14 protein-coding genes and 1 riboswitch are annotated in these 13,530 nt (G+C 54.7%); of the genes, 3 read left to right on the forward strand and 11 right to left on the reverse strand.

Going from position 1 to position 13,530, the window contains the following annotated elements:
* Nucleotides 1–42 precede the first annotated feature (42 nt).
* The 6 genes from ACHHZ7_RS00955 to moaA form a co-directional block, all read right to left on the reverse strand.
* A complete protein-coding gene (locus ACHHZ7_RS00955; RefSeq protein WP_003831536.1) occupies nucleotides 43–747 on the reverse strand; it encodes a Bax inhibitor-1/YccA family protein in 705 nt (234 codons plus the stop codon).
* A gap of 41 nt (nucleotides 748–788) precedes the next feature.
* Complete coding sequence (gene moaE, locus ACHHZ7_RS00960; protein ID WP_008784190.1) at nucleotides 789–1,241, reverse strand: molybdopterin synthase catalytic subunit MoaE; 453 nt, start codon at nucleotides 1,239–1,241, stop codon at nucleotides 789–791.
* Nucleotide 1,242: 1 nt separating this feature from the next.
* Nucleotides 1,243–1,488: a molybdopterin synthase sulfur carrier subunit gene (moaD, locus tag ACHHZ7_RS00965; protein WP_003831530.1), complete on the reverse strand. Its 246-nt coding sequence runs from the start codon at nucleotides 1,486–1,488 to the stop codon at nucleotides 1,243–1,245.
* Nucleotides 1,481–1,966 carry a cyclic pyranopterin monophosphate synthase MoaC gene (gene moaC, locus ACHHZ7_RS00970; RefSeq protein WP_003035188.1) on the reverse strand — a complete coding sequence of 162 codons (486 nt, stop codon included), beginning with the start codon at nucleotides 1,964–1,966 and terminating at the stop codon, nucleotides 1,481–1,483. The genes moaD and moaC overlap by 8 nt, the downstream gene beginning before the upstream one ends.
* Nucleotides 1,967–1,968: 2 nt before the next feature.
* On the reverse strand, nucleotides 1,969–2,481 hold the full coding sequence (moaB, locus tag ACHHZ7_RS00975; protein WP_003035187.1) for a molybdenum cofactor biosynthesis protein B: 513 nt from the start codon (nucleotides 2,479–2,481) through the stop codon (nucleotides 1,969–1,971).
* Between the two features lie 19 nt (nucleotides 2,482–2,500).
* Nucleotides 2,501–3,490: a GTP 3',8-cyclase MoaA gene (gene moaA / locus ACHHZ7_RS00980; protein WP_032934386.1), complete on the reverse strand. Its 990-nt coding sequence runs from the start codon at nucleotides 3,488–3,490 to the stop codon at nucleotides 2,501–2,503.
* A riboswitch (molybdenum cofactor riboswitch) is annotated at nucleotides 3,478–3,623 on the reverse strand. (Overlaps the previous gene by 13 nt.)
* Nucleotides 3,624–3,952: 329 nt before the next feature.
* Here moaA and yvcK point away from each other — a divergent pair.
* Nucleotides 3,953–4,861, forward strand: a complete 909-nt coding sequence (yvcK, locus tag ACHHZ7_RS00985) for a uridine diphosphate-N-acetylglucosamine-binding protein YvcK (protein WP_060682511.1) — start codon at nucleotides 3,953–3,955, stop codon at nucleotides 4,859–4,861.
* 178 nt (nucleotides 4,862–5,039) lie between these two features.
* Here yvcK and uvrB read toward each other — a convergent pair whose 3' ends face one another.
* Entirely contained in the window at nucleotides 5,040–7,061 is a 2,022-nt protein-coding gene (gene uvrB, locus ACHHZ7_RS00990; RefSeq protein WP_008784186.1) for an excinuclease ABC subunit UvrB, read from the reverse strand.
* Between the two features lie 768 nt (nucleotides 7,062–7,829).
* Between uvrB and ACHHZ7_RS00995 the strand changes: the two genes are divergently transcribed.
* Entirely contained in the window at nucleotides 7,830–8,552 is a 723-nt protein-coding gene (locus tag ACHHZ7_RS00995; RefSeq protein ID WP_008784184.1) for an ABC transporter ATP-binding protein, read from the forward strand.
* Here the strand turns inward: ACHHZ7_RS00995 and bioD are convergent.
* The 4 genes from bioD to bioB are packed head-to-tail and all read right to left on the reverse strand — an operon-like array spanning nucleotide 8,518 to nucleotide 12,142.
* The gene (bioD, locus tag ACHHZ7_RS01000) at nucleotides 8,518–9,216 is read right to left on the reverse strand and encodes a dethiobiotin synthase (RefSeq protein WP_060682512.1); all 699 of its coding nucleotides are present in this window, start codon (nucleotides 9,214–9,216) and stop codon (nucleotides 8,518–8,520) included. The two genes, ACHHZ7_RS00995 and bioD, sit on opposite strands and share 35 nt — an antisense overlap.
* Nucleotides 9,209–9,964, reverse strand: coding sequence for a malonyl-ACP O-methyltransferase BioC (gene bioC / locus ACHHZ7_RS01005; RefSeq protein WP_032942762.1), 756 nt, complete (start codon nucleotides 9,962–9,964; stop codon nucleotides 9,209–9,211). Before bioC ends, bioD begins: the two co-directional genes overlap by 8 nt.
* Entirely contained in the window at nucleotides 9,948–11,105 is a 1,158-nt protein-coding gene (gene bioF / locus ACHHZ7_RS01010) for an 8-amino-7-oxononanoate synthase (RefSeq protein WP_060682513.1), read from the reverse strand. Before bioF ends, bioC begins: the two co-directional genes overlap by 17 nt.
* Complete coding sequence (bioB, locus tag ACHHZ7_RS01015; protein WP_008784180.1) at nucleotides 11,102–12,142, reverse strand: biotin synthase BioB; 1,041 nt, start codon at nucleotides 12,140–12,142, stop codon at nucleotides 11,102–11,104. The genes bioF and bioB overlap by 4 nt, the downstream gene beginning before the upstream one ends.
* 76 nt (nucleotides 12,143–12,218) lie before the next feature.
* On the opposite strand from bioB, the gene bioA reads away from it, so the two are divergent.
* On the forward strand, nucleotides 12,219–13,508 hold the full coding sequence (gene bioA / locus ACHHZ7_RS01020; RefSeq protein ID WP_060682514.1) for an adenosylmethionine--8-amino-7-oxononanoate transaminase: 1,290 nt from the start codon (nucleotides 12,219–12,221) through the stop codon (nucleotides 13,506–13,508).
* The last annotated feature ends 22 nt before the right edge of the window (nucleotides 13,509–13,530 follow it).

The following is a 13,530-nucleotide window of genomic DNA, read 5'->3' on the forward strand; positions in this document are numbered from 1 at the left end:
GCCTTATCCGGCCTACTTTTTATACCATTCGGCAACAGACAATTAACGACGATTGCCGAAAATACGCAGCAGCATCAGGAACAGGTTGATGAAGTCCAGATACAGCGTTAAGGCCCCAAGAATCGCGTATTTACGCAGATTGGAGCTGTCTCGCAGGTCGATCTGCTCACCGATATTTTTCAGCTTCTGCGTGTCATAGGCGGTCAGACCGACAAACACTATCACCCCGATATAGGTCACCGCCCACATCAGCGCTTCGCTCTTCAGCCAGAAGTTAACCAGCGAAGCCAGCACAATACCGATCAACGCCATAAACAGCATATTGCCGAAGCCGCTCAGATCGCGCTTGGTGGTGTAGCCATACAAACTCATGATCCCGAACATCCCGCCAGTGACCACGAAGGTGCTGGCGATAGACGAGTAGGTATAGACAATAAAGATGCTTGATAGCGTCAACCCGGTTAATGCCGAATAGAGCATAAACAGCGTGGTCGCCATACCCGCGCTCAGCCTTTGCACCATGCCGGACAGAACAAACACCAGCGCCAGTTGAGCGATGATCAGGCCAAAGAAGGTGATTTTGCTGGAGAAGACAAACATCATCACCGCGGGCGTATTTGCCGCATACCAGGCGATAAACGCCGTCAGCAATAGTCCGCAGGTCATCCAGCCGTACACCTGCGCCATATACGTTTGCAGGCCGGAACGGGCCTGTACAATAGAATCGGATCGTGGGAATCGGTCCATGACAATCTCCTGAATCAGTATGAGCCTACAACAATTGTACTCTACCAGCGTTTTGCTGCTAGCTTATCACTGTCGCGGGCATCAACCCAGCGCTCACCTTCCGGCGTGGCCTCGCGCTTCCAGAACGGCGCGCGGGTTTTCAGGTAATCCATAATGAACTGCCCGGCATCAAACGCGCTGCTGCGATGCGCGCTGGTCACGCCAACAAAAACGATTTCGTCACCCGGCCACAGTTCGCCAATGCGATGGATCACCGTCACCCGACCCAGCGGCCAGCGCGAACGCGCTTCGTCGACAATCTCCGCCAGCGCTTTTTCGGTCATTCCCGGATAGTGTTCCAGCGTTAACGCCTTAACGCTGTCACCGAGATTGTGATTGCGCACTTTACCGGTGAAAGTGACTACCGCGCCGTCTTCATCGCGCTCTGCCAGCCAGGGATACTCATCCCCGACGCTGAACGGTGCATGGCCAACAACAATTCGCGTTTCAGCCATTTTAGCCTCCGGTTACCGGCGGGAAGAAAGCGACTTCATCACCCGCGTTAAGAGGGTGGTCAAAACTGACCAGCGTCTGATTCACCGCCGCCAGCAGCTTGCCGTCTTCCAGCGCCAGCGCCCAGCGATCGCTTTGCGCCGCCAGATGCTTGCGCAGCGCTTCTACCGTTGCAAACTCGGCGGCAACTTCTAACGCATCGGTGTTCACCAGTTCCCGTACCTGAGCAAAGAAAAGAACCTTAATCATGTGCATCCACCTTAAAATCACCCGATTTGCCGCCGCTTTTTGCCAGCAAACGCACCGGACCAATCACCATATCCTTTTGCACCGCTTTGCACATATCGTAGATGGTCAACGCCGCCACGGAGGCTGCCGTTAACGCTTCCATTTCAACGCCGGTTTTACCGGTCAGGCGACACAGCGTTTCAATACGTACGCGATTGTGCTCCGGCTCGGCGTGCAAATTGACTTCGACCTTGCTCAACATCAGTGGGTGACACAGAGGGATAAGATCCCAGGTCCGTTTGGCAGCCTGAATACCGGCAATACGCGCCGTGGCGAAAACATCACCCTTATGGTGACTGCCGTCGATGATCATCGCCAGCGTTTCGCTACGCATGGTTACAAATGCTTCTGCACGCGCCTCGCGTACGGTTTCCGCTTTGGCGGAGACATCCACCATATGCGCTTCGCCAGCGGCGTTAATATGAGTCAGTTGCGACATACTTATTTCTTCAAATGTGGGTGGAAATTACACGGACGCGTACGGGCATCAAGCTGCGGCGCAATGATATTTTCCCAGGCAGTACGACACGCTTTGGTCGAACCCGGCATGGCAAAAATCAGCGTTTTATTGGCCACCCCGGCAATCGCGCGGGATTGCAGCGTCGCGGTGCCAATCTCTTCAAACGACAGCATACGGAATACTTCGCCAAACCCTTCGACTTCTCTGTCGAACAGCGGTTGCAGCGCTTCCGGCGCCTGGTCCCCTTCGGTTAAGCCAGTGCCACCGGTAATGAGCACCACCTGTACATCGTCACTGGCAATCCAGGCAGAAACCTGGGCGCGGATGGCGTAGCGGTTCTCTTTGACAATCGCCTTATCGACAATCTGATGACCCGCTTCTTGCGCCGAGTCACGCAGATAATGGCCGGAGGTGTCATCTTCTTCGCCGCGACGGTTGGAAACAGTAAGAATAGCAATGCGTGTCGGGATAAATTCAGCGCTTACCTGACTCATGAAAAACTCCTTTTAGCGATCAGCCGCCAATGTAAGATAAGTTTTGCGTAATACCGGTATTGTTCTGATGCAGGAAATGGGTCTGCTTTTTCTCCAGCAGCGCGGCTGAAATACGTTCTTCCAGCGCCGGTTGCTGAGCATCGTCTTCCAGCAAATCACGCAGGCTTACGCCGCCTTCACCAAATAAACACAGATGAAGCTTGCCGACAGAGGAAACGCGCAGACGATTACAGGTGGCGCAGAAGTCTTTCTCATAAGGCATGATCAGACCAATTTCGCCAACATAATCAGGATGACAGAAAACCTGAGCCGGGCCGTCGCTACGCTGTCGGATCTGGTGGATCCAGCCGCGACGCAGCAGCTCATCGCGCAGTACCTGTCCGGAAATATGGTGTTTACGGAAGAGAGAGCTGCCCTCGCCCGTTTCCATCAGTTCAATAAAACGCAGTTGGATTGGTCGAGGTTGGATCCACGCCAGGAAGGTGTCCAGTTGATGATGGTTTACGTCGCGCATCAGCACGGTGTTGACTTTCACTTTTTCAAAACCGGCATCAAAGGCGGCATCAATGCCTGCCATCACCTGCTGAAACTTGTCCTGTCCGGTAATGGCGTGAAACTGACGGGCGTCGAGGCTGTCGACGCTGACGTTGAGCGCGGTCAGTCCGGCATCGCGCCAGGCGGCGGCATCGCGCGCCAGACGATAACCATTGGTGGTTACCGCAATCTGGCGAATGGCGTCGTTTTCGCGCACGGCGGCGATAATGTCAGTGAAGTCGCGACGCAGTGAAGGTTCGCCCCCCGTCAGACGCACTTTTTCCGTTCCCAGACTGGCGAACGCACGCGTGACACGGCGAATTTCATCAACGGTTAAAAAGCCGTTATTGGTGACCCCGCCGGGCTTATAGCCATCCGGCAGGCAGTAGGTGCAACGAAAGTTACACACATCGGTAATCGACAAACGTAAGTAGTAAAACTTACGTGCGAAAGCATCGGTAAGTTGAGAGCCCATGTACACCTTTCCAAATACGGGAGACGTAGTCATTTCTTCCTGCGCCCTGGTGACAAACTTTTTCAAGTCTTGTCACGGCCAAAGCACCGTATCATTTGACCCAGGTGCAGAGGCTAGAGTGTTTATACTCATCATACTTCGAGTTGCAGATGCGTTGGCTTACGGCAACTCAAATTTTTAAGAGTACTTTGTGGTTATGCCGATACTAGCGTGTAAATGGCGCTTTTGCCATGTACACTTTCGCTGTATAAATATGTATATAGCGACATGATCGTGCAATTTCGCTACAGAATAAGCAAAAATCACAGTTTTGCATTGATATACATCATCTTGCCATCAGGTGAGTGTCGTCAGAAAGGAGTAGATCGCAGAAAAAAATTACGGCAGATGCCGACTGGATAATTGCTGAAAACACGCTATTTACGTTACTGTAGCGCCGATCAATTGATATCAGGAAAATATATGCGCACTCGCACGCTGGCAGATCTGGACCGCGTTGTCGCTCTCGGCGGAGGGCATGGATTAGGACGCGTTCTCTCCTCTCTTTCCCCATTAGGTTCCCGCCTGACGGGTATCGTCACCACCACCGATAACGGCGGGTCGACAGGTCGTATTCGTCGCTCTGAAGGAGGGATTGCCTGGGGAGACATGCGTAACTGTCTGAACCAGTTAATTACCCAACCCAGCGTTGCATCCGCTATGTTTGAGTATCGTTTTGGCGGTAATGGCGAACTTTCCGGGCATAACCTCGGAAATCTGATGTTAAAGGCGCTCGATCACCTCAGCGTGCGGCCTCTGGAAGCTATCAATTTAATTCGTAGCCTGCTGAAAGTTGACGCACATTTAATTCCGATGTCGGAGCTGCCGGTGGATCTGATGGCCATTGATGACCAGGGGCACGAAGTTTATGGCGAAGTGAATATCGATCAGCTCACCGTCCCACCTCAGGAACTGATGCTTTCGCCAAAAGTCCCGACTACACGGGAGGCCGTTGAGGCTATCGCTGAAGCGGATTTAATTTTGATAGGCCCCGGCAGTTTTTACACCAGCCTGATGCCGATTCTTTTACTCGATGAAATGTCACAGGCATTACGTCGCACACCGGCTCCGATGGTCTACATAGGCAATCTTGGGCGCGAATTAAGCCTGCCAGCAGCCAGCCTGACGCTTAGCGATAAGCTGACCATTATTGAACAGTACGTCGGGAAGAAAGTGATTGATGCGGTGGTTGTGGGGCCGAAAGTGGATGCTTCCGCCGTTACCGACCGCGTTGTGATCCAGGAAGTGTTGGAAGCCAGCGATATTCCCTACCGTCATGACCGCCAGCTATTGCATAGTGCGCTGGAGAAAGCGGTGCAGGCGCTGGGCTGAACGGATTTGCCTGATGCGCTACGCTTATCAGGCCTACAAAACGAATTGCTCCGCCATCAAACAATGCCTGATGCGCTTCGCTTATCAGGCCTACAAAACGCTCTGCTCCGGCATCCGGCCTACGTACGCAATCTACCCCGTAGGTCGGATAAGGGTTTACCCCGCATCCGACACCGCCTTACGATGCCGCAATAAACAACTCGCGCAACTGATGCAACTGGTCACGGATTGTCGCGGCCTCTTCAAACTCGAGATTCTGCGCGTGTTGCATCATCTGCCCTTCCAGCTCGTGAATCTTCTGCTGCAGCGCTTTTGGCGTCATATCCAGTTCGACAACCTCAGACTTCGCGCCTGCGCGTGACTTCCCTTTGCCTTTCGCTTTGGTCTTCGCAATATTCTGACCCAGCGCCAGAATATCGACCACTTTCTTGTTCAGCCCCTGCGGCGTAATACCGTGTTCTTCGTTATAGAGCTGCTGCTTCTCACGGCGACGTTCGGTTTCACCAATCGCTTTAGCCATAGAGGCGGTAATTTTATCGCCGTATAGAATCGCCTTACCGTTGATGTTACGCGCCGCACGACCGATGGTCTGAATAAGCGACCGTTCAGAACGCAGGAACCCTTCTTTGTCTGCGTCCAGAATCGCCACCAGGGAGACCTCAGGCATGTCCAGACCTTCACGTAACAGGTTGATACCCACCAGCACGTCAAACTCGCCCAGACGCAGGTCACGAATGATTTCCATACGTTCCACGGTATCGATGTCAGAGTGCAGATAACGCACCCGTTCACCATGCTCTTCAAGATACTCGGTGAGATCCTCCGCCATCCGTTTGGTGAGCGTGGTGACCAGCACACGTTCGTTAATCGCCGCACGGGTGCGGATCTCAGATAGCAGATCGTCAACCTGCGTCGCCACCGGGCGCACCTCAATGACCGGATCCAGCAGGCCGGTCGGTCTTACTACCTGATCGACCACATCATCGCCGGATTTCTCCAGCTCATAGTTGCCCGGCGTCGCCGAAACGTAGATGGTTTGCGGGGCCAGCGCTTCAAACTCTTCAAATTTAAGCGGACGGTTATCCAGCGCCGACGGCAGACGGAATCCGTATTCGACCAGGGTTTCTTTACGCGCCCGGTCACCGCGATACATGCCGCCAATTTGCGGGATAGTCACGTGAGATTCATCCACCACCAGCAGGCCATCGGCAGGCAGGTAATCAAACAGCGTCGGCGGCGGCTCGCCCGGACCACGCCCGGACAGATAGCGGGAATAGTTTTCAATCCCCGAGCAGTAACCCAGCTCGTTCATCATTTCCAGATCGAACTGGGTACGCTGACTTAAGCGCTGTTCTTCCAGCAGTTTGTTATTTGCCAACAGGACTTTTCGCCGCTCTGCCAGCTCAACTTTAATTTCTTCCATCGCCTGTACAATACGTTCGCGCGGCGTCACGTAGTGCGTTTTAGGATAGATGGTAAAGCGCGAAATAGTGGATTCGACCTGTCCGGTAAGCGGGTCAAACAGCGACAAACGTTCGACCTCTTCATCAAACAGTTCCACGCGCAACGCGATGTCGTCAGATTCCGCCGGGAATATGTCGATCACTTCACCGCGCACGCGGAAGGTCCCGCGCTGGAATGCCTGATCGTTACGAGTATATTGCAGCTCCGCCAGACGACGCAGGATCGCGCGCTGGTCGATAATCATCCCCACCGTCAGGTGCAGCATCATTTTCAGGTACAGATCCGGGTCACCCAGACCATAAATCGCGGAAACCGACGCCACGACGACGACATCCCGTCGCTCAAGCAACGCTTTGGTTGCTGACAGACGCATCTGCTCAATGTGTTCGTTAACCGAAGCATCCTTCTCGATGAAGGTGTCAGAACTTGGCACGTAGGCTTCCGGCTGATAATAGTCGTAGTAGGAGACGAAATACTCCACCGCGTTATCCGGGAAGAACTCTTTCATCTCACCGTACAACTGCGCGGCAAGCGTCTTATTGGGGGCCAGCACCATGGTGGGGCGCTGTAGGTCCGCAATCACGTTCGCGATGGTGAATGTTTTCCCCGACCCCGTCACCCCCAGCAACGTCTGATGCGCCAGACCATCCTCCAGACCTTCTTCCAGGCGACGTATCGCCTCAGGCTGATCGCCTGAGGGTTTAAAAGCGGAATTTAGTTTGAACGGTTTACTCATGAGCAGCTACCTGAAGCAATGGGCGGGCAGGTGTGTAATTTTACTCGCAGCAGTATATTTTGCCAGTAAAATATACTGGATGAAAAAACAGTAACGCGCCAGAATATTTCTGTTACGCCAGCAAAATGGCCGTGACTACAGGCTAAAATTTGTCCGCAGGCAAGATAAAACACCAGCAAAAATGTGTTATCCCCAAACCAATGACTTTTTTAACATTTGTCAAGCTACCCGATGAAAGTTTTGTGGCAACACATGACACTTCTGCGACAGCCATTGCATTTATCTAACACACTGTAATTTAATGACTATTATCTCAAGCCGTCTTTCGCATCAATTTAGTCGCAGGCCGCGTCTTCTCTCGCTTACCTTGTGTTTTCTAACTCTAATACACAAGGTTATCCACAGGAATAGTGGATAACTGCCTCCAGCCCGTACGGACTGTAGCCTGGCAAAAACGTCCTGATGATCTTTTCTGGTGGGATAAAAAAAAATTATCGCTATTTTTTGATATTTATCAGCTAACGAAGCGACCTGGGATGGCCGAGATCTTGCTCGCATTTTCATCATTTTCCTGCCTGCACCATCACAACGCCACCAGGCACTGACAATGTGCACACTGCGGCGCTCATCCACAACAAGCCGGATACCGCAACCCGCTCAATACGCTATTCTGCTGTATTTTCCCCTAATTCCGCTTCTGGCAAGAGATTTGCAGTTTTCTCCCGACCATCAGCCCGCGAGGCGGATATCATCATGAGGGAGAAATCTATGTTGAGTCTTCGTGCAGTGAATCACTATTACGGTAATCAACACTCGCTTTGGGATGTCGATCTCGACCTGTTGCCCGGCAAATGTACCGCCGTGCTGGGTCTTCCAGGGATGGGAAAAACCACGCTGGCCAATTGCATCATCGGCAATTTACCGATTGAGAGCGGAACCATGTTCTGGCATCAGGCTGGCGCACCACCTTGCGATCTGCTTCAGATTCCGGCGGCAAAGCGCATTGCGCTGGGTATTAACTGTGTATCGCAGGAACGGCGAATTTTTTCGCAGCTGACGGTAGAGGAAAATCTGCACATTGCGCGCCAGGCGGTTGAGGAAAGCGAAGCGATGAACAGCAGCGATATTTATCGCCTGTTTCCGCAGCTGTTTGTACTGCGTCAGGCCAAAGGGGTGGCATTGTCAGAGGAAAATCAGCACCAGCTTGCACTCGCCAGTGCGCTGGTCACTCGCCCGCGCCTGCTGATTCTCGATGAGCCGACGCGAGGAAGTGGCCAGGCGTATATCCACAAACTGGGGAATCTGATTGTGAGGCTAAGCCAGGAGCTTGGCATCGCCATTATGCTCGCGGAGCAGAGCCTGCCGTTCATTCGTCGGGTCGCCGACTGCTATTGCTTGTTACATCGTGGACGCAACGTGGCTCAAGGACAAATAACACAATTCAGCGACCCGCTAATCAACGACTGGTGGATGCCGGAGACAAAGCGCTAAGATCGATATAACGACCTGTCGATGCTCGTTCCGGCTCTTCTGCCAGCCAGGGTATTTCCCCCAGTAGCGGAGCCGCAAGCGCACGCTTTAGCGTCGCCATATATTCAGCATGACGCTTGCCAGGTGGCAGCACATCATTGGCAACCCATCCGGCGAGCGTCAGCCCGGCCTGCTGCACCGCCTGGGCGGTCAAAATGGCATGGTTGATACAACCGAGCTTAACACCAACCACCAGAATCACCGGCAGTTGTTCCGCTTTTACCCAGTCAGAAAAACTCAGCGTTGGTGAAAGTGGCGTAAACCATCCGCCTGCGCCTTCCACCAATACCCAGTCAGCTTGTTCTTCAAGCAAGCGTAAACCCGCAGACATCACTGAAGCCTGAATGGGGCGTCCTTCGTCAGCACTGATGATATGCGGTGAGGTAGGTTCGGCGAAGGTATACGGATTGATGGCCGCATAATCCACTGCCACAACGCTGTTGCGCTGTAGAGCCAGCGCATCGCTGTTTCGCAGACCTTCAGCCGTCATTTCACTGCCTGACGCCACCGGCTTATAGCCGACCGTTCGCAACCCCAGCTGTCCCGCCGCCTGAAGCAACGCACAGCTGGCGATAGTTTTACCTACTTCGGTGTCCGTCCCGGTGACAAAATACGTGTTAGTCACGTTGAATTACTCCCAAAAAAAGATGATAGGTCAGCGGATATTTCCCCTGCTGACAGGGCCAGGCGAGCTGTAACTGGCGCAACTGCGAGCGGGTCAGCACACGCTGCTCACGTCCATCATGCAAATGCGTCGCGCCAATGCCCTTTAGCGAGCGCATGGCACTCAGCGCATCGTCAAACCACAGCGTGACGGCATGAGACTGGTATTCAACGTCCCAGCCGCACAGAGCGTTTTCCAGTTGCTCCACGGGCAAAAAACGGTTGGCGTGCTCCCGATCATCAACCGCTCTCCACGCCTGACGAAGTTCCGGCATCGACCCTTGCGCCAGCGTACTAAACGCCACCGCCCCTCCAGGACGCACCACCCGGTATAGCTCGCGTAACGCGCCGCGCAGGTCGTTGCACCACTGCACGGCCAGATTGCTCCAGGCCAGGTCAAAAGTGGCAGCGGCCTGTGGAATGGCTTCGATATCCGCCAGCAGATAGTGATGGGCGACATCGTGACGCTGCGCTTGCGTAAGCATTTGCGCCGACAGATCCAGCGCACAGACCTCGCTCCCCTGCTCCCGCCAGTAACGACTCATACGCCCAGGCCCACAGCCCGCGTCCAAAACCCGTGAGAACGCCCGGCCATTGAGTTGCGCCAGTAACGCATCGGCGCTCTGACGCTGAAGCTCCGCATGTTGCTCATAGTGCGTGGCCGCGCGACCAAACGCAGCGGCAATCGCCTGCTTATTGACCTGCGCCATGCAGCACCTCCAGTAAGTTGTCGATATCCTGGACTTCATGCGCCTGGGTCAGCGTAATCCGCAGCCTGGCCGTCCCAACCGGCACCGTCGGTGGACGAATCGCCGTCACCCAGCACCCCTGTTGCCGTAACGTCTGTGCCAGTTGCAAGGCTTTATGATTGTCGCCAACGATCAGCGGTTGAATAGCGCTGTCTGAATGTGCCAGCGTCAAATCCGTAGTATTCACCCCTGCGCGAAAACGCTGGATCAGCATCGCCAGCTTTTCTCTGCGCTCATCGCCTTCGCGGCTGCGGATCACCGCCAGCGCGGCGCGCAAGGCCTGAGCCTGGGCTGGCGGCATGCTGGTGCTGTAGATCAGATGACGGGCAAACTGCAGCAGATAATCGGCCACGCTATCAGAACACAGGATCGCCGCACCGCTGACGCCGAACCCTTTGCCAAATGTCACCACCAACAGCTCAGGTTTCACCTGCTGTCGGGAGCACGAACCACGCCCTTCCTCACCGCTTACGCCAATCCCATGCGCATCATCCACCAGCAGCCACGCGCCCTGCCGTTTCGCCACCACGTGGATTTCTGCCAGCGGCGCGCTGTCGCCATCCATGCTGAACACGCCTTCGGTGATCACCAGCTGCTGCCCCGGACAGGGGGCTGTCAGCAGACGATCCAGATGTTGCGAGTCGTTATGAGTAAAGCGACGTAACACGGCAGGGCTAAGACTGGCAGCCTCCAGCAGCGAGGCATGGCTGAGCCTGTCGGCAACAATCTTGTCATCTTTTCCCATCAGTGCGGCAATGACCGCCTGATTGGCGGCAAAACCAGAGATGAACAACAGCGCCCGGGAATAGCCGAGCCACTGCGCCAGGTCTTCTTCCAGAGCCTGATGAGCAACGGAATAACCGCTGACATGGCCCGAGCCGCCGCTGCCGACGCCAAAACGCTCAGCGCCCTGCTGCCACGCGCAGATAATCTGCGGATGGTGGCTTAAGCCGAGGTAGTCGTTGCTGGAGAAATTCAGATACTGGCGACCGTCGGCCTGCAGCCAGCGCCCGGCTCCCTGCGTCACCGCATAGCGCTGACGCAGGGCATCAGCACGACGACGCGCTGTTAGCGCATCGTCAATTTTTTGCTGCCAGGTCATACGGTTGCCGCGTTGTAGTAATCGTCGGTATCCGGGGTACGCAGCGCCTGTTCCAGACGTTGTTGCTGTTCGTTATCGCCCGCCAGTACCGCCGTTTGCTGCGGGTTAAGACCCAGCTTGCGAAATAACAGCAAATCTTTATCTTCGTTCGGGTTCGGAGTGGTCAGCAGTTTGCAGCCGTAGAAAATCGAGTTGGCCCCGGCCATAAAGCACATCGCCTGGGTTTGTTCGTTCATCTGCTCGCGCCCGGCAGAAAGACGCACGTATGAGGTCGGCATCATGATACGCGCCACGGCGATAGTACGAATAAAATCAAAAGCATCTACGTCGTCGTTATCGGCAAGCGGCGTGCCCTTCACTTTCACCAGCATGTTGATCGGCACACTTTCCGGCGGCGTCGGCAGATTCGCTAATTGCAGCAGCAGACCCGCGCGGTCGGTCACCGTTTCGCCCAGCCCAACAATCCCGCCGGAGCAAACTTTAATGCCCGCCTCGCGCACTTTATCCAGCGTATCCAGGCGCTCCTGGTACGAGCGGGTGGTGATGATATTGCCGTAAAATTCCGGCGAGGTGTCGAGGTTGTGGTTGTAGTAGTCCAGACCCGCATTGGCCAGGCGCTGGGCCTGAGATTCGTCCAGCGTGCCCAGCGTCATACAGGCTTCCAGCCCCAGTTCTTTCACGCCCTGAACCATTTGTTCCAGGTACGGCATATCGCGCTCATGCGGGTTCTTCCACGCCGCGCCCATGCAAAACCGCGTTGAACCGGCCTGCTTCGCCTTACGTGCCGAGTCCAGTACCTGTTCAACCTCCATCAACCGTTCTGTTTCCAGACCGGTTTTATAGCGGGAGCTTTGCGGGCAGTATTTGCAATCTTCCGGGCAAGCACCGGTCTTAATCGACAGCAGCGTACTAACTTGTACCTGCTGCGGATCGAAATGCTGACGATGAACCTGCTGCGCTTCAAACAGCAGATCCAACAGCGGTTTTTCAAATAATTCGGTGACTTGCGACATTGTCCAGCGAGAAGAATGAGCCATATTGGTATACGTTTCGTTGTTAGTTTGGTGTAGACTCGTAAACCTAAATCTTTTTAATTTGGTTTACAAGTCGATTATGACAACGGACGATCTTGCGTTTGACCAACGCCATATCTGGCACCCATACACCTCCATGACCTCCCCGTTGCCGGTTTATCCGGTGGCGCGTGCCGAAGGTTGCGAACTGATCTTAGCCAGCGGTGAGAAGCTGATTGACGGCATGTCATCCTGGTGGGCGGCAATCCACGGTTACAATCACCCGCAGCTGAACGCCGCGATGAAAACGCAGATTGATGCCATGTCGCATGTAATGTTTGGCGGCATTACCCATGCCCCGGCCATTGCGCTGTGCCGCCAGTTGGTGGCGATGACCCCAGAGGCGCTGGAGTGCGTTTTTCTCGCAGATTCAGGGTCGGTCGCCGTAGAAGTTGCAATGAAAATGGCACTGCAATACTGGCAGGCTAAAGGCGAATCCCGCCAGCGTTTCCTGACATTTCGTAATGGTTACCATGGTGATACCTTCGGCGCGATGTCGGTCTGCGATCCTGACAACTCAATGCACAGTCTGTGGAAGGGATACCTGCCGGAGAACCTGTTTGCCCCAGCCCCACAAAGCCGCATGGGCGGCGAGTGGGACGAACTGGATATGGTGCCTTTTGCCCGTCTGATGGCCGCGCATCGCCACGAAATTGCGGCAGTGATCCTAGAGCCAATCGTACAGGGCGCTGGCGGTATGCGCATGTATCATCCCGAATGGTTAAAACGCATCCGTAAGATGTGCGACCGTGAAGGGATCCTGCTGATTGCCGATGAAATCGCCACCGGATTTGGTCGTACAGGCAAGCTTTTTGCCTGCGAGCATGCCGACATCACTCCGGACATTTTATGCCTGGGCAAAGCGTTAACCGGCGGAACAATGACCCTTTCTGCAACCCTCACCACCCGCCAGGTTGCGGAAACCATCAGCAACGGTGAAGCCGGATGCTTCATGCACGGCCCGACCTTTATGGGCAATCCGTTGGCCTGCGCCGTCGCCTCCGCCAGCCTGTCGTTAATCGAAACCGGCGAGTGGCGCGCACAAGTAGCGGCCATTGAAGCGCAACTGCGGGCAGAACTCGCCCCGGCGGTAGATTCCTGCTGGGTCGCGGACGTACGCGTGCTCGGCGCCATCGGCGTCATCGAAACCACCCATCCGGTGAATATGGCAGCGTTACAGAAGTTCTTTGTCGAACAGGGCGTGTGGATAAGACCGTTTGGCAAGCTCATCTACCTGATGCCGCCGTACATTATCCAGCCCGATCAGTTACGTCGCCTGACGCAGGCCGTGAACGAGGCTGTGCGCAATGCAACATTTTTTAGCGATTAATCAGCGGTAAGCTCTGCGGTTT

It is taken from the genome of Citrobacter freundii complex sp. 2024EL-00216, from assembly GCF_043945515.1.
Classification (GTDB): domain Bacteria; phylum Pseudomonadota; class Gammaproteobacteria; order Enterobacterales; family Enterobacteriaceae; genus Citrobacter; species Citrobacter portucalensis.